Raw genomic sequence first — 20,363 nt, forward strand, 5'->3', positions numbered from 1 at the left:
AATGGCCTTCCCGAGCCGATCGAGGTCCACCGGGTGACTTCGGGGGGCGCCGCGTTCAGCCAGTCTTGGCGATCGCCACCCGTACTCCATCTCCGATCTCGATACCGTCGGCTGGATCACCGAAATCGAAACTGGTGGCCAGGATCTCACCAGCGATGAGATTACGGTGGGTGCGCGCCCAGGCCTCCCGCGCGGCAGGCACCGACATCACCACGCTGATGCGGTCGGATACCTCCAGCCCGGTCGACTTGCGCAGCTCTTGCAATTCGCGGATGCGGTCTTTAGCCCAGCCTTCGGCCTCCAGTTCTGGAGTCACCCTGCCGTCCAACACCACAACTCCAGCGCCGCCAGGAAGCGCCGCGGTGGACTCCGGGTCGGCGGCCATCAACCGTGAGCTGTATTCGTCGGGTTGCAACACCGCCGGGCCCGCAGTCAGGGTACCGTCGGGGTTGACGACGCCTTCGCCGGCCTTGACCGCCTTGATGGCCGCTTGTACATCCTTGCCCAGTCTGGGCCCAGCCACCCGCGCATTGACGGTCAGCTCGAACCGTCCATAGGCGTCAATCGCGTCGGTCAGCTCGACCTGCTTAACGTTGAGTTCGTCGGCAATCAGGTCCGCAAAGGGCTTAAGCCGGTGCGGATTTTCCACTGCCACCGTCAGTTTCGGCAGCGGCAGGCGGACTCGCAGCTTCTTGGCCTTACGCAGCGAAGAAGCAGCCGAGCACACTTCGCGCACTTGGTCCATGGCGGCTACCAATTCTGCTTCCGCAGGCACCTCAGCGGCCCCCGGCCAATCCGTCAGATGCACGGAGCGCCCACCGGTCACACCGCGCCAGATCAGCTCGGTGGTCAACGGAAGCAACGGCGCGGCCAACCTCGCGGTGACCTCCAGCACCGTGTGCAAAGTGTCTATGGCATCGACTTCTTCTTGCCAGAACCGCGAACGCGACCTGCGCACATACCAATTCGTCAGCGCCTCGGTGAACTGGCGCACCTGTTCACAGGCACCGGAAATATCACACACGTCCATCGAGGCACTGAGGTCGTCACGCAGCACCGTCAACTTGGCCAGAATGTAGCGATCCAGCACGTGCGTCGAATCAGTACGCCAGGCACCGGCTTTCGAAGCATAGAGGGCAAGGAAGCTGTAGGCGTTCCACAACGGTAGCAAGACCTGCCGCACGCCGTCCCGGATGCCTTGCTCGGTAACGATCAGGTTGCCGCCGCGCAGGATTGGCGACGCCATCAGGAACCATCGCATGGCGTCGGAGCCGTCCCGGTGAAAAACCTCGGTGACGTCCGGGTAGTTGCGCAGCGACTTGCTCATCTTCTGGCCATCGGAGCCCAGCACAATCCCATGGGCCACACAGGTCTTGAACGCTGGTCGGTCGAACAGCGCGGTCGCCAGCACATGCAGGGTGTAGAACCAGCCGCGGGTCTGGCCGATGTACTCGACGATGAAGTCCCCGGGGTAATGCGCGTCGACCTGCTTGTCAGGGTCGGCGCACGTGACGCCGTCGAACCAGTCGCGGTTCTCAAACGGGTAGTGCACCTGTGCGTACGGCATGGAGCCCGAGTCGAACCAGACGTCGAGCACGTCGGAGATACGCCGCATGGTGCTTTGGGCGCTGGGGTCGTCGGGGTTGGGCCGAGTGAGCTCGTCAATGTAGGGCCGGTGCAAATTATCCGGGCGCACCCCGAAGTCGCGCTCCAGCTCTTCCAAGCTGCCGTATACGTCGATTCTCGGGTGCGCCGGATCATCGGATTTCCACACCGGAATCGGAGTGCCCCAGTAGCGGTTTCGTGAGATGGACCAGTCGCGGGCGCCCTGCAGCCATTTACCGAACTGACCGTCCTTGACATGCTCGGGATACCAGGTGATCTCTTGGTTCAGTTCCACCATGCGGTCCCGAAATTGGGTGACCGAAACGAACCACGACGACACTGCCCGGTAGATCAGCGGGTTACGGCACCGCCAGCAATGCGGGTATGGGTGGTCATACGTTTCATGACGGAGCAACACCGCGCCGTTCACCGCCGCCGGACCACGTTGGTTTTTCAGATCCCGGATAATCTGCGCATTGGCGTCAAAAACATGCAGACCCTGGTAATCGGGAACCGTGGCGTCGAATCGACCCTTGGCGTCAACCGGGGTGACCGGCACAATGTCGGCCGCCTCGGCGGTAACCATGTCATCCTCGCCGTAGGCAGGCGCCATGTGCACGATGCCGGTGCCGTCCTCGGTGGTAACGAACTGACCCGGCAACACTTGAAATGCGTTGCGCGAGTCCTTGAAATAGGCAAACGGCGGCAGGTACCGAGTGCCCAGCAAGTCGGTGCCGCGGTAGGTGCCCAGCACCTCGGGTTGTTCGCCGAGCTCACGGGCGTAGGCGCCCAGCCGGGCCGCGGCCAGAACGAAGCGCCGATCGCCGGCCTTGACGTGCACGTACGTCACTTCGGGATTGACCGCAACAGCCAGGTTCGACGGCAGCGTCCACGGCGTCGTCGTCCACACCAGCAGGTAGGCGCCGGCCAGCTCGTCATGAGGTTCGCTACCCACCACTTTGAAACCGACGGTCAGTGCGGGATCCTGGCGGCTTTGGTAGACGTCGTCGTCCATTCGCAGTTCGTGGTTTGACAGCGGAGTTTCGTCGCGCCAGCAGTAGGGCAACACCCGGTAGCCCTCATACGCCAGGCCCTTGTCCCAAAGTTGTTTGAACGCCCAGATCACCGACTCCATGTAGGACAGATCGAGCGTCTTGTAGTCGTTGTCGAAGTCGACCCAGCGAGCCTGGCGGGTGACATAGTCCTGCCATTCGTCGGTGTAGCGCAGCACCGACGCCCGGCAAGCGTCGTTGAACGCGGCGATTCCCATGGCGTCGATCTGGGATTTGTCGGTGATGCCCAGCTGCCGCTCGACCTCCAGTTCGGCCGGCAGCCCGTGGGTGTCCCAACCGAAGCGGCGTTCTACCTTATAACCGCGCATGGTGCGATAACGCGGCACGATGTCTTTGACGTAGCCGGTCAGCAGATGTCCATAGTGCGGCAGGCCGTTGGCGAACGGGGGCCCATCATAGAACACATACTCCGGCGCGTCGGCGCGGTGGGCGATGCTGGCCCGGAAGGTGTCGTCGCGAAACCAGTAGTCGAGGACTTCGAGCTCAAGCGCCGGGAAGTCCGGTGCCCCGGCGGCCAGCTTTGGATATGCCGTACGGTCGGCATGATCGGTCACGCTACGTCGTCTCCCTGTGCGCCTGTGGTAGGCCGGGGACGACGACGCGCCGGTAGGCGCACACCGCGGTACCACCCCGCTTGCCACGCTGGTGCGTGACCGCTCGTTTCAGGCTGTGACGGGCCTACCCGTTCGGTTCTACTGGGCCGGGCTGGCTGTTCTTCCGAAGGCTCCCCGGTGATGGCCGGATCGGCGCCGTTAGGTTGATTCTACGAAGCGCCGCAACCGGCGCACGTGGCGGTGCGGCTCCAAGGGGTTACCTGCCCGCAGGTCATACCTGCGGGCAGGTAACCCCTTGGAGCCTCCGACGCTCAGTATCCATGGGTCTACGCCTGGACTTCGAGCACGCCGATGCGCCATAGCACTGCGTACACGTGCCGGAGCGGAATGCTCAACAAACGAGCGGCCCCATCAACCAGCGGGTCACCACCGGCACCGAACGGCAAGGTGTCAACCCGGCGCGCCGCCTTCGTCGGCGCGGGTGCCTGGATCTGAGTGCCCTCGCGCACAACGTGCAGCTTGGGAGCGGTGGTTACGGACACTACTTCGTCGTACAGAGCAGCGGTCATGATCGGCCTCCTAGAGAGGAATCAAACAAGCGGAGATGGGCTGACTGATCTGACTTGTCCCGTCCCGGTTCCGATCCAGAAAGCTGACCTTGGGTTTGACGACTCAGCCGAGAACGTCGCGCCGCAGACCGGATCGGGACGACACAGAGCCCGGATATCGGTCCGGACTATCACCGGAACTCATGGGTCCCTCACCTCCTCACGGTCACGACACGTGCGGAAAACCGCACACACTACGCGCACCAAGGGAGTACCGGAATGCCGACGACTGTCGAAATCCGCACCCCACTCGTCAGAGCTTTGGCACTACACGACGTGTCCGGTATTCCGGAAGCCACCTGGGCTCAACCCTTAAGCCGGGAGGAGCTGTCCTGACCCGGGGCGTCTTTCGACGTTCGGGGTCAGTGGCCTATGTTCGCGTAGCCGCCTCACCTAACGAGGTGCTTACCCGACCGATCATGCACGACGCAAAGGGCTGGGTCAAACCCTTCCGGCCCCGTGTTGGAATCTTTACGCGTTCGCTATGCGCGCTAACAGCCACTCAGCAGGTTCGCGCCTTCTGAGCTGGGATCATGACCGTTTCCACGTGATGCATATTTACCGTTAGGGGCGCGGGCGCAGCCCGTCGAGCACCAGCGAAACCACGAAATCGGCTACCTGGCCCGCGGTCGCCTGGTCGTCGGTGGTCAGCCGCCGATGCGCCAGTTGACCAACCAGTGCAGCCAGTGTGTACGCGACCATCCGCGGCGGCGCAGCCACCACCTCCCCGCGTTGTTGACCGGCAACAACGAACGTCTCGATATCGTCGATGAACCGCTCGTAGATCCCGCCAAGGTGCTTTTCGAATCGGTCGCCCAACGCATAGGCGTCGCGGAACAGCAGTTTGACGGTGGCCTTGTCGGCTTCGAAGAACTCCAACGTCGCCCGCACCGACGCCGCGAGCAAGTTCCGGAACTGTGCTTCTCCCCCAATAGCGTCGGCCGGCTCACCGAAAGCGGCCAGAGCGGCGGCGACATGCGTACGCAAGGTGTCCTCTTCCACCGCCATCAAGGCATGGAACAGCTCGTCCTTGGAGTCGAAATACCAATAGATCAAGCCATACGCGAGCCCAGCCTGCTTGGCGATATCCGCGATGGTGGTGGCGTGAAAACCCTTGTGGGCAAACACTTCTTTGGCTGCGGCCATGATCTCCTCACGCCGCTGCAACTTTTCCTCAGCACTTACCGCCCGGCGCCGCCGGGTGGTGCTCATCTTTCGACCAGTCCCTCCAGCCGCCCGACGGTGTCGATGAACTCCTCGACCATATCGAGCACCACCGCGCGCGTCGGCCGCACCCGATTGAGGGAGCCGACGACTTGCCCCACGAAGTAGGTCGCCAACTCGCGGGCCTTGGCGCCCGGGTGGACGGCGGCCTGGTTGATGCGTAGCTGCGAGTCGCTGATCAGTGCGGTCTGTAGTGGCATGCCCAGCGGATTGGGTGTGTCCGGTCGGTCCCACTCGTCGGTCCAGGCTGTGCGCAGCATGCGCGCGGGCTTTCCGGTCAACGAGCGCGACCGCACTGTGTCCGAGGATGTGGCGGTAAGGAACTTCTCCTTGACTACCGGAACAGTCTCGGCTTCTTCGGTGGTCAGCCACACCGATCCGCACCACACGCCTTCCGCGCCTAAGGCGAGCGCCGCGGCGATCTGGCGACCGCGAGCAATCCCGCCCGCGGCCAACACGGGCGTCGGCGCGACTGCGTCCACGACTTCGGGCACCAACACCATGGTCGCCACCTCGCCGGTGTGGCCGCCGGCCTCGGTGCCCTGAGCGACAATCAGGTCGACCCCGGCGGCCGCATGCCGCAGCGCGTGTCGCGTGGTGCCGGCCAGGGCGGCCACCAGCACGCCGTTGCTGTGGGCGCGGTCCACGAGGTCTTGCGGCGGTGGCCCCAGCGCGCTGGCGATGAGCCGGATGTCATGGGCGAAGGCGACATCGAGCAGCGGCTCATAGCCTTTGGGCGAAACGTTGAGACCTCTCCCGGATGACGCACGCGCTTGGCCAGTGGCCTTATCTATGCCGTAGCGGGCCAGCAAGTCGTCGATGAATGCGCGATGCTGCTCGGGCAGCAATGCCTGAACCTGTTGCGCGTCGATCCCGCCTTGCTCGGCCCCGACATATTTGGGCGGCAGCAGCAGGTCGACCCCGTACGGTTTGCCGCCGACTTGCTCCTCAATCCAGGTCAGCTCGCTGTCTAACCGTTTGGGGCTGTGCGCCACGGCGCCGAGGACGCCGAACCCACCGGCGTTGGTCACCGCGGCCACGACGTCGCGGCAGTGGCTGAACGCGCAGATCGGAAACTCAACGCCGAGCAATTCGGCGACCCTGGTTCGCATCCGCCGACGCTAACGGGATATTGATTGATGTGTCAATCGCCACGGTAGGGTAACCGCCATGGCTGAACCGTTGACCGCCCAAGAGCAACACGAGCGCCGCCTGGCGGTGCGCGATCTGATGCCGACCACGCCGTTCATGGGCGGGCTCGGCATCGTGTTCGAACGCTACGAACCCGACAACGTCACGCTTCGGCTGCCGTTCCGGGAAGATCTCACCAACGACGGCACCTACTTTCACGGCGGGGTCATCGCCTCGGTGATCGACACCGCGGGTGCGGCGGCCGCCTGGTCGAACCACGACTTCGACAGGGGAATGCGCGCAGCGACCATCTCACTGAGCATTCAATACACAGGCGCAGCAAAACGCTCAGATTTGCTGTGCCATGCCCACACCATCCGGCGTCGCAAAGAGCTGACGTTTACCGAGATCACCGCCACCGATAACGACGGCAACGTCGTGGCCCACGCCGTGCAGACCTACCGAATCGTCTAACCACCCGTCACTAAGGAGACCGGCCGTCTGGCGGCCAGCTCGCGACGCCATCCTCCAAAGGAACTTGGAGGCTCTGCAGAATCGAGGCGACCATCCGCCACGCCCCAATGGCGGTCACCAGCTCGATGAGAACCCTTCTGTCGCCTGATACCTCGCGCTCGCAGGCGGCCCAGCTCGCCGCACTCACCACTCCGTCACACACCAGGTCGTCGGTGGCCGCCAAGACAGCCCGCTCGGTCGGCCCGAACCCGGTGTAAGCGCGCCAATCCCGCACACCGAGCAGGTCCTCGGCGGCGACACCGAGGCCGGAGGCGACGCGCCAATGTTGGGTCCACTCGTAGTCGCATCCGGTGAGCCAGCCAATCCGCATGATCACCAGCTCGCGCAGCCGTGGATCCAGCGCACCGTGCCACAGCATGGTGGCAAGCATGTCGTTGAAGGCCCGGGCCAGCTGCGGGTGATTCAGCAACATCTGGAAGATGCTGAGGTCGGCCATGTAGTCGGGCACTCCGGCCTCGTCGGCGGCAGCTCTCGCCTCGTCGACGGGCAGCAGCGGTACCCGGGCGGCTTTGGGGGATGAAGTCATGGTGTGAGCACTCCGTGTACTGGTGAGACGCCGTCGCGTTCCCCGGCCATGGTAGCCAGCAACTCCCCTACCTCCTCGAGACGCGCGCAGCGACGCGGCAAGCTCTCGAACGGGTACCGGCCCGACACCAGTAGATCCAGCGCCGCCCGGTAGGCGGTGGTGTCCACACCCAAGGCGCCCAGCACCCGCAGCTCCTTGAACACCACGGTGTCGGGCGAAAACCCCGGCGCGCCAGTGCCGAAACCTCGCGTTCCCGCCACCACGACGGTCCCGCCGGGCCGGGCCAGAGCGATTGCCTGCGCGAACGCCGCCGGGGCTTTGGCCGTCACATCGATGACGATGTCGGCCAGACCACCGGTCTGCGCCATCAGGGCAGCGGCCGGATCGTCGGCAGCCACGTCCACCACCAGGTCCGCACCAAACGCGCCGGCCAGCGCCAACCGGTCGGCGTCGCGCGGACCCAACCCAGTCACCATGACGAAGCCGGCGCCGGCTTCCTTGGCGGCGGCGCTAGCGCACAGTCCCCTGATACCTGGACCGAGAACCGCGACGACGTCACCCGGTTTGGTGCCTGGGAGCGTTGCACCCCAACGTATCCCGGCGCCCAGCGGGTTGAACAGAGTAGCCACTTCCGGGCTGAGGTCACCGGCCACCGGCAGCAGCAGGGAATCGGGGGCCAGGTATTGATATTCGGCGTAGCCGCCCCATAGCCCAGGCTCACGGTCGACCGGAATGAAGCCATACATATCGGCCAGGCCGTGGCGCGCACAGCGCCGGTATTCACCGCCGCGGCAGTTCGGGCACTGTCGGCACGACTGGAATACCTCGACAGCTACCCGGTCACCGGCGCACACGCCCCATCGCTGTGCGGCTCGCGCTCCGATCGAGGTAATCGTTCCGACGGTCTCATGGCCGGGTACAAATGCGAACCCGCCGAAAATCTCACCGGTGTATTGCTCGTGATCGGTGCCGCAGAGCCCGCAGGCCTCGACTCGCACCAGTGCGTCGTCCTCGCCAATGCTGGGAAGCCGATATTCACGTGTGACCAGGCGGCGGGGGGCTTCCAATACCTGTGCCCGCGCGACCGCGCCCTGCGACATACCAGCACACTATGAATCGTTTGGTACCGAGTCAATCGGCAATCGCCCAGTAACCGCCCGAGCCGGGGCCATTCGCAAATCTGTTGTACCACAGCGCAGAAGGGGCGATAACACGCGGCGCCCCCACACCAAGCAGCGGTGCTAAGCGTCCAAGCGACTGAATTCACGCTCCCGGTAAAGCTCGACGCACTTTGCCCGCCTGATCTTGCCGCTTGTGGTGATGGGAATCGACCCCGGCGATACCAGAACAAGATCGGCCACGCTTAGCCCGTGCGACTTGTATATCGCGGCGTTGACATCTTGTTTGATTAATCGCAGCTTGTCCATTGCACCCGCGTCCGAGCCTCGCTTCTTGACCTCCACGATGGCAACGAGCTTCTCAGCACTACCATCCGGAACCCCGATCGCCGCGCAGCGGCCTGCCGTGATCTGCTGGATCGTCGCCTCAATGTCGTCTGGCGAGTGGTTACGCCCGTAGATAATCAGGAGATCCTTGATGCGTCCGATGATGAACAGCTCGCCGTCGGAGAAGAAGCCCGAATCCCCGGTTCTCAGCCAGGGACCTTCGGGCGTGCCCGCCGAGGGGTTGACGATCTTTGCGCCGAATGTTCCTTTGGTCTCTTCAGGTTTCTGCCAATAGCCGGATGCGACATTGTCGCCGTGCACCCAGATCTCACCGACCGTTCCCTGCGGACACTCGGCGCTGGTATCGGGATGGACGATGCGCACTAGCAGTGACTGTGGGGCGCCGTAACTAACCAGCGGGGTGCCGCTTTCAGTTAGGCACCGGTGCGCTTGTCCGGCAGGCAGTTTCTCGGATTCGAAGTAACAAATTTTGGGCGGTTCACTCGCGGTACGGGTGGCTATGTACACCGTCGCTTCTGCCATGCCATAGGCAGGCCGTAACGCCTTGGGATTGAAGTTGAACGGAGCGAACCGATCAGCGAAGCGCTTAAGGGTCGCGGGCTGTACTCGCTCGCTGCCGTCGAGGATGCTGTGCGCACCTGCGAGATCAAGGCCGGCCATGTCCTGGTCCGATGTCTTGCGCACTGCCAATTCGAACGCGAAGTTCGGTCCTCCCGAGGCTGTACAACCATGGCGTGCCAGCAATTGCATCCATCGGGCCGGCCGCTGCAGGAAACCCACCGGACTCGTCAGCACAGTTGGCTTACCGATCAGGATCGGCATAATGGCCCCCAACAGGAGACCCATATCGTGATACAGCGGCAGCCAGGACACCACTGTGAGATCCGATGGGACAACTCCCCCTTCGGCCGCAAAGAAGTCGGCAACCATCTGCGCGAAATTGGCGAAGACATTCTTGCTGGAGATCCCCACACCGGCCGGGGCGCGAGTGGAGCCCGAAGTGTATTGCAAATATTGGATTTCCGGTGCGTCCTTGCCGGCGCCGCGAGAGCCGCTTGATCGCGGCCGAGCATCCAGGTCTAGTAAATCAACTTCAATGATCGATGGTGCGTTTTGTCCGGGCTGCTGCGGCTGAGCATAAGGAGCAACATTGTCAACGACAGCGGACGTGGTGAGAAGAACACCAGGCGACGTGTCGCCCAGCACAGAAATCGTCCGCTCATCGTGGGCACCGCCATAGGGAACCGAAAGCGGGACTGCGGTTAGTCCGGCCTGCAGCGCACCAAGAAACCCAACAACGTAGTCAAGTCCCTGCGGTGCGAGTATCACTGCCCGATCACCTGTCGACCCGCACCCGCTGAGCTGCTCGGCAACATTGAGCATCCGCCGATACAACTGAGACCACGTCAGGGTCTGCGCAACACCATCCCACTCCTGCTCGTAGTCGATGTAGGTGATTGCCGCATCGTTGGGGTTCAGACTGGCGCGCTCGCGCAGCACAGCAGGAATGGAAGAGCCGACCACGTGCAGCAACACTACCGGTTACGCCCTCGGCACGGCCCCAGTTGGCCTACCCAGTGTCGTCCAACTACCTCGACCGAAAAATCGTCGGCGCGTTGATCCCGAAGCGGATGCCCCTGAGCAGGAAGGATGGCCTCGAAAGCTCGTGCTGGCCAGATTCTGAAGGGGATTGAGCCATGGGTGTCACTCCGATCGCCGTTATCGGCATGGCATGCCGCCTTCCCAACGGCATTGGTTCCCCGGACAGGCTGTGGGAAGCACTTCTGGCCGGCGACGACCTGATCACCGAGATTCCCTCCGACCGATGGGACGCCGACGAGCACTACGACCCCGAGCAAGGTGCGCCCGGCCGGTCGGTGTCGCGGTGGGGCGGGTTCCTCGAGGATGTTGCAGGCTTTGATCCTGAGTTCTTCGGCATCAGCGAGCGAGAAGCAACGGCCATCGACCCCCAGCACCGCTTGCTGATGCAGACCTCCTGGGAGGCCGTGGAGCACGCCGGCCTGAATCCGAAATCGTTGACCGGCTCGCTGACTGGTGTGTTCGTGGGCATGTGCCACGACGACTATGCCTTTGTCACTGACCAGGCAGGTGCCATGGATGACGCATACGCATTCACCGGAACCGCCTTCAGCATGGCGTCCGGGCGGGTGTCGTACTCCATGGCGCTACGCGGACCGGCGGTAACTGTGGACACCGCATGCTCATCGAGTTTGCTTGCGGTGCATATGGCATGCCGCAGTTTGCACGAGCACGAGAGCAACCTCGCCTTGGCGGGCGGTTGCCTGGTCATGCTGGACCCCCACGTGTTCAACTCCGCCTCGGCTCTGGGCATGCTGTCGCCCACCGGGCGATGTCGCACGTTCGACGCCAGCGCCGACGGGTTCGTCCGCTCCGAAGGCTGCGCTGTGGTGCTGCTCAAGCGACTGGCCGACGCGCAACGGGACGGCGACCGAATCCTGGCCGTACTGCGCGGCACGGCAACCAACCAGGACGGTCGCACCGATACCATTGCCACCCCGTCGCCGGATGCGCAGATCGAGGTTTATCGCATGGCGTTGGCGGCGGCCGGGGTGGACGCGGACACCGTCGGCCTGATCGAGGCGCACGGTACCGGTACTCCCGTTGGCGACCCGATTGAATTTGCCAGCCTGGCGCAGGTGTACGGCGCCAATGGGACTCCCTGTGCCCTCGGGTCGGCCAAGAGCAACCTCGGACACACCGAGGCCGCTGCCGGCGCCGTGGGAATCATCAAAGCGATTCTGTCGCTGCAGCATGGTGTGGTGCCACCGATGGTGCACCACACCTGCCTGCCCGATGAGCTCGCCCGGATCGACACCGGACTCTTTGTGCCCCAGGAGATTACACCGTGGCCTACTAAAGGCCACCAACCACGGCGGGCGGCAGTGTCGTCGTACGGCATGTCTGGCACCAACGTGCACGTCATTCTCGAGCAGGCCGGCGAAACCGCAGGGCGCCACGACCGGGCGGCCCTGTCCGGGTCGGCCGGGCCGAACTTGTTCGCGCTTTCGGCCACCTCAGCCGGCGCGCTGCGCCATACTTCGCGTCGGCTGGCCGATTGGATGGACAAGCGCGGCCACACCAACCCCGTGCAGCTGTCGGATCTCAGCTACACGCTTGCTCGCCGGCGGGGGCACCGGCCGGTCCGCACTGCGGTGGTCGCTGCCGGCCATTCCGAGCTGGTCGAGCAGTTGCGCGAGGTCGCCGGCGGAGACACTCCCTTCCGTTCCGCGGTGGGCCAGGACGACCGTGGGCCAGTGTGGGTCTTCTCCGGTCAGGGTTCGCAATGGGCGTCGATGGGTGCGGATCTGCTGGTCAAGGAGCCGATATTCGCCGCGACCGTGGCTGCCGCCGAGCCGCTGATCGCCCAGGAAGCCGGTTTCTCCATCACCGAGGCGATGACCGCACCGCAGATCGTCGCCGGCATCGATCGAGTCCAGCCGACCCTGTTCGCCATACAAGTGGCGTTGGCCGCCACCATGCAGTGCTACGGCGTCCAGCCGGGCGCGGTGATCGGTCATTCGCTCGGCGAAGTGGCGGCCGCCGTTGTGGCCGGTGCCCTCTCGCTCGAAGACGGGGTGCGTGTCATTTGTCGCCGCTCCCGCCTATGCACTCGGATTCAGGGTATGGGCGCAATGGCGGCGGTGGAGCTGCCCGCCCAGCGGGTGCGCGAGGAGCTGGCAATTCGTGGCGCCAAGGATGTCGTGATCGCCGTCGTCGCCTCACCGCAGTCCACCGTGATCGGCGGGGCTGTCGGGACGGTTCGCGACCTCGTCGCGGCGTGGGAAGAGCGCGACGTGATGGCCCGCGAGGTCGCTGTCGACGTGGCCTCGCACACACCACAAGTCGATCCGATACTCGGTGAGCTGTCTTGGTTGCTGGCCGAGGTCAAGCCATTGGTACCGAAGGTTCCCTATTACTCGGCGACCCTGTTCGACCCACGCGAAGACCCGGTGTGCGACGCCCGTTATTGGTCGGACAACCTGCGACACACCGTGCGGTTTTCCGCAGCGGTCCGGGCGGCCATCGAGGACGGGTATCGGGTATTCGCCGAGCTGTCGCCACACCCTCTACTCACCCGCGCCGTCGACCAGATCGCCGTGAGCCTGGACATCCCAGCGGCCGCCCTGCCCGCTATGCGACGCGATCAGCCGCTGCCGCATGGACTGCTCGGGCTGGTTGCCGACCTGTACAGCGCAGGCGCCGCGGTGGACTTCTCGGTCAGCAATCCCGTCGGACACCTGGTGGATGCGCCGCTACCGATCTGGACGAACCGTCGCCTATTGCTGGAAACGGCCAGGGCCGGTCGCCCGGCAGGCGCCAATACCGTTGCAGTTCACCCACTTTTGGGCGCACACGTGCAGTTGTTGGAGGAGCCGGAGCGGCATGCGTGGAACGCAGAGGTCGGCACCGTAGCGCTGCCGTGGTTGGCTGATCATCAGATTCATGGCGTGGCCGCGCTGCCGGGGGCCGCCTACTGCGAAATGGCCCTGGCCGCGGCCCACACCGTGTTTGGCAGAAAGTCCGCAGCCCGCGACATCCGCTTCGAGCAGATGCTGTTGTTGGACCACAAGACTCCGATAGGCGTTGTCGCGTCGATGGACAATGACGGTGTCGCCACATTCGTGATGGAGACGCTCCAGCAGGGTGAACGGGTGCAGCGGGCTGCCGCGGCTCTGTGTGCCGTCGATGCTGACGACCAGCCCCCTGCGCAGGATATCGGCGCTCTATTGAGGGCCCATTCGCATCGCATCGACGGAGACAAGCTGCGGGAGTGGTTCGAGGCGCGCGGTGTCGGGTTCGGCCCCGCTTTCACCGGCCTGGCCGCGGCCTATATATCGAAAGGGACGATTGACGCCGTACTGGCCGAAATCTCGTTGCCGACGTCGATTCGGACGCAGCAAGCCGGATTCAAGGTGCATCCCGCGCTGCTCGACGCGTGTTTCCAGTCGGTTGTGGCCCATCCCGCCGTGCAGGAGGTGGGTAACGGCGGCCTATTGCTGCCGTTAGGTGTGCACCAATTGCGCACCTATGCGTCGACGCGCAATGCCCGTTACTGCCTCACCACGGTGACGGCGTGCACGACGAACGTCGAGGCCGATATCGATGTCCTTGACGAGCAGGGGACCGTCGTGCTGGTCGTGCGGGGGCTGGTCATGGGCACCGGATGCGCAGAGAGCGACGATCAAGATCGCCAGCTGGGCGAACGGCTTTTGACCGTCGCCTGGCAACGCCGCGAGCTTCCCGAGATGGAAGCGGAGGTAACCGGCGCCTGGCTGCTGATTGACCTTGGCACCGCCGTCGATGAAGTCGCCAGCCCGTTGGCAACGAAGTTGGCCGATGCGCTGATGGGACACGGCGCGGACTGCGAAACCATAGGCTGGTCGCACGGTGAGCTCGGCAGGCGCGGTGAGCTCGACTTCGACTACGTGGTCGTCCTGACTGGGCCGCAAAACGGCAATGGCTTTCTGCGGACTGACTACGTCGAGGGACTCGTACGCATCGCCCGCGAGTTGTCTGACGTCAGCGGCAAGGCGCCGAGGCTGTATGTGGTGACCCAAGGCGCCCAAACGGTGCTCACCGAGGACTACCCGAATCTGCAGCAAGCCGGGATGCGCGGCATGCTGCGGGTGATCGGTGTCGAGCACCCGCACCTGCGTACCACCCACATCGACATGGACGAACGGACCGACGCCGAGCAGTTGAGACGCCAACTGCTGGCCTGCTGCGACGAAGACGAGACCGCATGGCGCAAGGACCAGTGGTACACCGCACGGTTGTGCCCGGCTCCGCTACGCCCCGACGAACGGCCCACCGCCGTCGTCAGCCATAAACGCGACGGGATGCGAACGCATATCCGCACGCGCGGAGACCTGGCGACGATGGAATTCGTTGCATCTGAGCGCGTTGCGCCGGGTCCGGGACAAATCGAGGTCGCCGTCACCGCATCCAGTATCAACTTCGCCGACGTTCTCGGCGTATTCGGTCGATACCGAACCAGTTTCGGACCGCAGCCGGGGTTGGGCACCGATTTCGCCGGCGTGGTGAGCGCGGTCGGGCCCGGTGTCACTGCACTGAAGGTCGGTGACCATGTTGGCGGTCTATCCGGGCACGGGTGCTGGGCAACGTTTGTCCGCTGCGACGCGAACCTTGCCGCCAAGATTCCGGCGCGGCTCACCGACGCCCAGGCCGCCGCGGTCACCACCGCAGCCGCAACCGCCTGGTACGGCTTGCATGACCTGGCTCGGATCAAGGCCGGCGACAAGGTACTGATCCACTCCGGAACCGGCGGAGTCGGCCAGGCAGCGATCGCGATTGCGCGTGCCGCGGGTGCCGAGATTTTCGCTACGGCCGGCAGCCCGCAGCGTCGGAAAATGTTGCGTGAGATGGGAATCAAGCACGTCTACGACTCGCGCAGCACCGAGTTTGCCGAGGAAATCCGCCGGGACACCGATGGCGATGGCGTTGACATCGTGCTCAACTCGCTGACCGGGGCGGCACAACGTGCCGGAGTGGACCTGCTCGCCTTCGGCGGCAGGTTCATCGAAATCGGCAAGCGCGACATCTATGGCGACACCCGGCTGGGACTTTTCCCGTTCCGTCGAAACCTCACGTTCTTCGCTCTGGACCTGTGGCTGATGTCGATCACCCATCCGCACCAAGTCCGGGACCTGCTGGACACGGTGTACCGGCTGACCGCGGAGGGTATCCTGCCCATGCCCGCGCGCACGCACTACCCGTTGGCCAACGTGGCGAGCGCGATCCGGGTGATGAGCTCAGCAGAACACACCGGCAAGCTCATCCTCGACATACCGCATCGGGGAAAGAGCAGCGTGGTGATACCTCCGGAACAGGCTCGGGTCTTCCGCCGCGACGGCGCCTACATCATCACTGGCGGTCTAGGTGGCCTTGGGTTGTTCCTCACCGAACAAATGGCGGCTGCCGGCGCGGGCCGCATCGTACTGAACTCACGTGCGGCGCCTAACCAAAAGGCAATCGAGACAATCGAACTCATCCGAGCCACCGGGGCTGACATCGTGGTGGAGTGCGGCGATATCGCGCTCGCCGACACCGCGCAGCGGTTGGTCGCCGCGGCAACGGCCACCGGGTTTCCGTTGCGTGGTGTGCTGCACGGCGCTGCCGTCGTCGAGGACGCCACCCTGGCCAACATCACCACCGAGCTGATCGAGCGGGTCTGGGCGCCTAAGGTTCATGGCGCGTGGAATCTGCACCAAGCCACCGCATCTGCGCCGCTGGACTGGTTCTGCTCGTTCTCGTCGGCGGCCGCATTGCTGGGCTCGCCAGGCCAGGGCGCCTACGCTGCGGCCAACAGCTGGCTCGACGCGTTCACCCACTGGCGGCGAGCCCAAGGCCTTCCTGCGACAGCGATCGCCTGGGGCGCGTGGGCCGAGATCGGCCGTGGCGCAGGCCTGGCGGGCAGCGGCGATACCACGATGATCACTCCGGACGAAGGTGGCCGTGCGTTCCAAGCACTGCTGCGCCACACGCGCGGATACAGCGGTTATACCCCGATCGCCGGGTCGCCTTGGTTGACTGCCCTAGCGCAACGGAGCCGCTTCGGCGACGAATTCAAGTCCACCGGGTTTAAACGACCCCAGCACGGCAAGTTCCGTGCCGAACTCTTCGAGCTCTCACTCGACGAGTGGCCAATCCGCTTCAGGCGCCTGATCTCCGAGCAAGTAGCTCTGATCTTGCGGCGCACGGTCGACCCGGACCGTCCACTGTCCCAGTACGGCCTTGATTCACTAGGCAACCTGGAGTTGCGAACCCGCATCGAAACTGAAACCGGCATACGCATCCATTCAACCGACATCACGACCGTGCGGGGCTTAGCCGATCACCTGTGCGAAACGCTGACGCCCTAGGGGAAACGCCGCGGCGGCAAATGTACGGCTCGACAGCCGACATGAAATAACCTGGGATTCAGGGCTGAACTAAAGGAGCGATGTTGGTTGTCTTAGGCCACCTAGGTCTTGAGACCATCGACAAGTGGGCTCCTAATCGCGGGTCGATTTGGTGTTGGCGCGCCACACCCGCCTCGCTCGAGACTGCCCGCCAAGCGCCGATAACTGGTGTGCCGCCGAGCTATATCCAAGCGCGCCACTTGCGTGGCTATCGCGAGCAAGCGGCACGCGGCCGCGACAATTCGCGACTCGTGGTCGCGGCCTTGGATTTCCGCGGCCAATGCGATATCCGTGCCATGACCTACGTCCTCAATTCACACCTTCGCCGGCATGACACCTATCGAAGTTGGTTTGAGTTCACCGACGCTGGGCACATCGTCAAACACACGATCAGCGATCCCGCAGATATCGAATTGATTCCGGTTGAGCACGGCGAGATGACGCCCAAACAATGGCAAGACTACCTAATGGCCACGCCGGGTCCGCTGGATTGGGATTGTTTCAGATTCGCCATCATCCAGCGTGACGACCACTTCACCTTCTGCGTCAGCGTTGATCATCTCCATGTCGACGCAACGATTATCTGCACCGTGTTCTGGGAGATCCAAGGGATGTACGACGCACTGATGGACGGTGGCGGCCCCATCCCACTACCCAGTGTCGGCAGCTACGACGAGTACTGCCTGCGCGAGCAGGCGTACACCGCCGCGTTGACCCTGGAATCACCAGAGATACGGCAATGGATCGAATTCTTCGAAAGCAACGACGGGTCCCTTCCCAGCTTTCCGTTGCCCCTTGGTGACACATCACTGGCCACTAGGGGTGAACTGCTCTCGCTGCAGCTGATGGACGCCAGTCAGACCGCACGATTCGAAGCCGCCTGCACAAGCGCGGGAGCTCGGTTCAGCGGTGGCGTTTTCGCGGCCGCTGCACTCACCGAATATGCACTGACAGGATCGGAAACCTACTACGCAATTACCCCTACCAGTACCCGCAGTACGGGGGCGGAACTGATGACCACCGGTTGGTTCATCGGCCACATCCCATTCGCCGTCGAAATCGGCACATCCTTCGCAGAGACCGCCCGGCGCGCGCAAAGCTCCTTCGATGCGAGCGCCCACCTGGCCAGGGTCCCATTCGAGCGCGTACTGGAACTAGCGCCTAGGCTCAACAAGACTCATCGAGGCAGCTTTCCGATGCTGTCATTCCTTGATGCCGGTGTGCCTCCGCTGTCTGCTGTCATCGCGATGAATTTGGAGCGGATGAACGCCAAGGTCTTCAGCGACGGCAGGATCGCGGCACGGATATGCATGTGGGTCAACAAGTTTCAGAACGAGACCACCGTTACCGCGTCCTTTCCGAACAATCCGATCACCCATGAATCGGTGGCACGCTACCTAGAGGCGATGCAGTCCGTGTATCTCAGCGTCGCCGAGGGCGGTGAAACCGCCCTCCCGCGCAACGGCGCTCATCTTCAGTGGCAAAGGCTCTAGGGCGCTGCTGATTAGTCACCGGATTTCGGTGTAGCTGAGCGGATTTTGGCGCCGTTGGGGATGAGGATCGGATGCGTGGCTTTGGGACGAGACACCGAGCTAAATCGAGTTTTCGACCACCTTAGCCGGCGCCTGCGTACAGCCAGCGCGGAACCAGCCAGTTCGCTGTTAATGCGCCTGAGCCGGTCGCGGTGCTCGACCACAATCAATCAGCGTTGCGTCAACAGCTCGCAACCTTGGAGCGGCGCGGCGCACCGGCCATCTGAAACTGGGTAATCGAATATTCTCGATTCCGCAGTTTTCGACGACAGAGTAGCGTATGATCCGGCCGACGTTGGGGCGTCCGATCAAAACAGGCCTGCCCGATCACGGCTTGTGCGTCTTGCCGCAGTTGGGCAACCAGTCCCCTCCACTTCGGCCACTATCTGCGTGCCATCCGCGGCTGATACAAAGGGGGAAGCAATCCGCGGCCACTGGGCGCTGCGTGGCTCGGGAATCGTCCGACCTGGCAGCGTCTTATAGGCGGTATGCTGGCCCTTCGCCCATTGACTGGTTGTTCAGCCGGCGAGCTGGCGGGCCGCTCCGACGCCGACGCAAACAAGTTTTTTTGTACGTACGCACGATTTTTCCGCGCGCGAGTAGCCGAGCCGCTACGCTCGGTTCACGCCACGAACTGGGCCAGCTTTCGAGGGGGTCGCTGGATTGTACGTGCTGGATCCTCGGGTTTGTTCCCCGGCTCGTTACAAGGTGTGCAGCGATGTTCGTCGAAGCGCTCAAAACAAGTCATAGCCAGTGCTAAGAACTTGAAGCAGACGAATGGAGAGAAGAAGGAACGTGGAGAGATCACGCGTTACCCCGGTGGCCATCATTGGCATGGCATGCCGGCTTCCGGGCGGCATTGACTCCCCTGCTCTGCTATGGGAAGCCTTGCTGCGTGGCGACGATCTAGTCACTGAGGTTCCCCCTGACCGATGGGACATCGACGAGTACTACGACCCCGAGCCGGGGGTGCCTGGCCGCTCCCACTGCAAGTGGGGCGCGTTCATGGACAACATCGCCGACTTCGATTCCCAGTTCTTTGGCATTCCCGAAACAGAAGCCACTGCCATGGATCCACAGCACCGCATGCTGCTGGAGACCTCCTGGGAGGCCATGGAACATGCCGGTCTCACTCCGCGGGAAATGACTGGCTCACTTACCGGGGTCTTCATCGGCTTTACTCACGCTGACTACCAGTTCGTGCAGGCCGACACTAACGCGTTGGAGGGGCCGTACGGCAACACTGGTACCAATTCCTGCATGGCATCCGGGCGGGTGTCTTACGCGCTGGGGCTGCGCGGTCCAGCGGTCACTGTTGATACTGCGTGCTCATCCGGTTTGTTTGCCGCCCATCTGGCCGTCTGCAGCCTGAACGACGGGGAGACTGACCTCGCCTTTGCCGGTGGTGTATACGCGATGCTGGAGCCGCGCCGCTTTGCCTCCGGATCGGCGAATGGCATGTTATCGCGCACCGGACGTTGCCATGCGTTCGACGTAGCGGCCGACGGTTTCGTGTCCGGCGAGGGCGCGGTGGTGCTGTTGCTCAAGCGGCTACCCGACGCGTTGGCCGACGGCGACCGGGTGCTGGCGGTGCTGCGTGGCACGGCCGCCAATCAGGATGGCCGCACCGTCAATATCGTGACACCTTCGCGGCAAGCGCAGGCTGCGGTGTACCGCGCAGCGTTGGCGGCAGCGGAAGTGGATCCCGCCACGGTGGGAATGGTCGAGGCGCATGGCACAGGGACGCCGGTGGGCGATCCAATCGAGTACAACAGTCTGGCCGAGGTGTACGGCAATGATGGGCCCTGCGCCATCGGTTCGGTGAAGACCAATTTCGGGCACACGCAGTCGACCGCGGGTGCCCTGGGGCTGATGAAGGCGGTCCTGGCCGTGCAGCACGGCTTAGTTCCAAAGAATCTGCACTTCAATGAACTGCCCACCGAGCTTGCGCATGTTGACACCGAGTTGTTTGTGCCTCGCGAGATCACGCCGTGGCCCAAAAGCGACGACAGGAGCCCTCGGCGCGCGGTGGTGTCGTCATACGGGATGTCTGGCACCAATGTGCATGCCATTGTGGAGCAGGCTCCCGAACCGGATGCACCCGACGTGGCGCCGACCGTTCCCGCACTCGACGGGGCGCTACTGG

The 20,363-nt window shown here is 63.7% G+C and carries 11 protein-coding genes and 1 riboswitch; of the genes, 4 read left to right on the forward strand and 7 right to left on the reverse strand.

Annotated elements, in window-relative coordinates:
* Positions 1–55: 55 nt before the first annotated feature.
* From ileS to F0Q45_RS08960, 4 genes are all read right to left on the reverse strand, one after another.
* Positions 56–3,232 (reverse strand): isoleucine--tRNA ligase, encoded by a 3,177-nt coding sequence (gene ileS / locus F0Q45_RS08945; RefSeq protein WP_149653603.1) that lies wholly within the window; start codon positions 3,230–3,232, stop codon positions 56–58.
* A gap of 326 nt (positions 3,233–3,558) precedes the next feature.
* Complete coding sequence (locus F0Q45_RS08950; RefSeq protein ID WP_149653604.1) at positions 3,559–3,801, reverse strand: Rv1535 family protein; 243 nt, start codon at positions 3,799–3,801, stop codon at positions 3,559–3,561.
* A gap of 277 nt (positions 3,802–4,078) precedes the next feature.
* A riboswitch (M-box (ykoK) riboswitch) is annotated at positions 4,079–4,248 on the reverse strand.
* Between the two features lie 156 nt (positions 4,249–4,404).
* Positions 4,405–5,052 carry a TetR/AcrR family transcriptional regulator gene (locus F0Q45_RS08955; protein ID WP_149653605.1) on the reverse strand — a complete coding sequence of 216 codons (648 nt, stop codon included), beginning with the start codon at positions 5,050–5,052 and terminating at the stop codon, positions 4,405–4,407.
* Positions 5,049–6,176 (reverse strand): NAD(P)H-dependent flavin oxidoreductase, encoded by a 1,128-nt coding sequence (locus F0Q45_RS08960; protein ID WP_149653606.1) that lies wholly within the window; start codon positions 6,174–6,176, stop codon positions 5,049–5,051. The genes F0Q45_RS08955 and F0Q45_RS08960 overlap by 4 nt, the downstream gene beginning before the upstream one ends.
* A gap of 58 nt (positions 6,177–6,234) precedes the next feature.
* On the opposite strand from F0Q45_RS08960, the gene F0Q45_RS08965 reads away from it, so the two are divergent.
* On the forward strand, positions 6,235–6,669 hold the full coding sequence (locus tag F0Q45_RS08965; protein ID WP_149653607.1) for a PaaI family thioesterase: 435 nt from the start codon (positions 6,235–6,237) through the stop codon (positions 6,667–6,669).
* 10 nt (positions 6,670–6,679) lie between these two features.
* Here F0Q45_RS08965 and F0Q45_RS08970 read toward each other — a convergent pair whose 3' ends face one another.
* From F0Q45_RS08970 to F0Q45_RS08980, 3 genes are all read right to left on the reverse strand, one after another.
* Positions 6,680–7,255 (reverse strand): carboxymuconolactone decarboxylase family protein, encoded by a 576-nt coding sequence (locus F0Q45_RS08970; RefSeq protein ID WP_149653608.1) that lies wholly within the window; start codon positions 7,253–7,255, stop codon positions 6,680–6,682.
* Complete coding sequence (locus F0Q45_RS08975) at positions 7,252–8,355, reverse strand: zinc-dependent alcohol dehydrogenase (protein ID WP_149653609.1); 1,104 nt, start codon at positions 8,353–8,355, stop codon at positions 7,252–7,254. Before F0Q45_RS08975 ends, F0Q45_RS08970 begins: the two co-directional genes overlap by 4 nt.
* A 141-nt stretch (positions 8,356–8,496) precedes the next feature.
* A complete protein-coding gene (locus F0Q45_RS08980) occupies positions 8,497–10,245 on the reverse strand; it encodes an AMP-binding protein (protein ID WP_149653610.1) in 1,749 nt (582 codons plus the stop codon).
* A 173-nt stretch (positions 10,246–10,418) separates the two neighbouring features.
* On the opposite strand from F0Q45_RS08980, the gene pks2 reads away from it, so the two are divergent.
* The 3 genes from pks2 to F0Q45_RS08995 form a co-directional block, all read left to right on the forward strand.
* The gene (gene pks2 / locus F0Q45_RS08985; protein WP_149653611.1) at positions 10,419–16,646 is read left to right on the forward strand and encodes a sulfolipid-1 biosynthesis phthioceranic/hydroxyphthioceranic acid synthase; all 6,228 of its coding nucleotides are present in this window, start codon (positions 10,419–10,421) and stop codon (positions 16,644–16,646) included.
* An 83-nt stretch (positions 16,647–16,729) separates the two neighbouring features.
* The gene (locus F0Q45_RS08990) at positions 16,730–18,178 is read left to right on the forward strand and encodes a condensation domain-containing protein (RefSeq protein WP_262490925.1); all 1,449 of its coding nucleotides are present in this window, start codon (positions 16,730–16,732) and stop codon (positions 18,176–18,178) included.
* 873 nt (positions 18,179–19,051) lie between these two features.
* Positions 19,052–20,363 (forward strand): beta-ketoacyl synthase N-terminal-like domain-containing protein (locus F0Q45_RS08995; RefSeq protein WP_373424940.1); only part of this gene is annotated, 1,312 nt, incomplete at its 3' end.

The organism is Mycobacterium simiae (assembly GCF_008370645.1).
Classification (GTDB): domain Bacteria; phylum Actinomycetota; class Actinomycetes; order Mycobacteriales; family Mycobacteriaceae; genus Mycobacterium; species Mycobacterium simiae_A.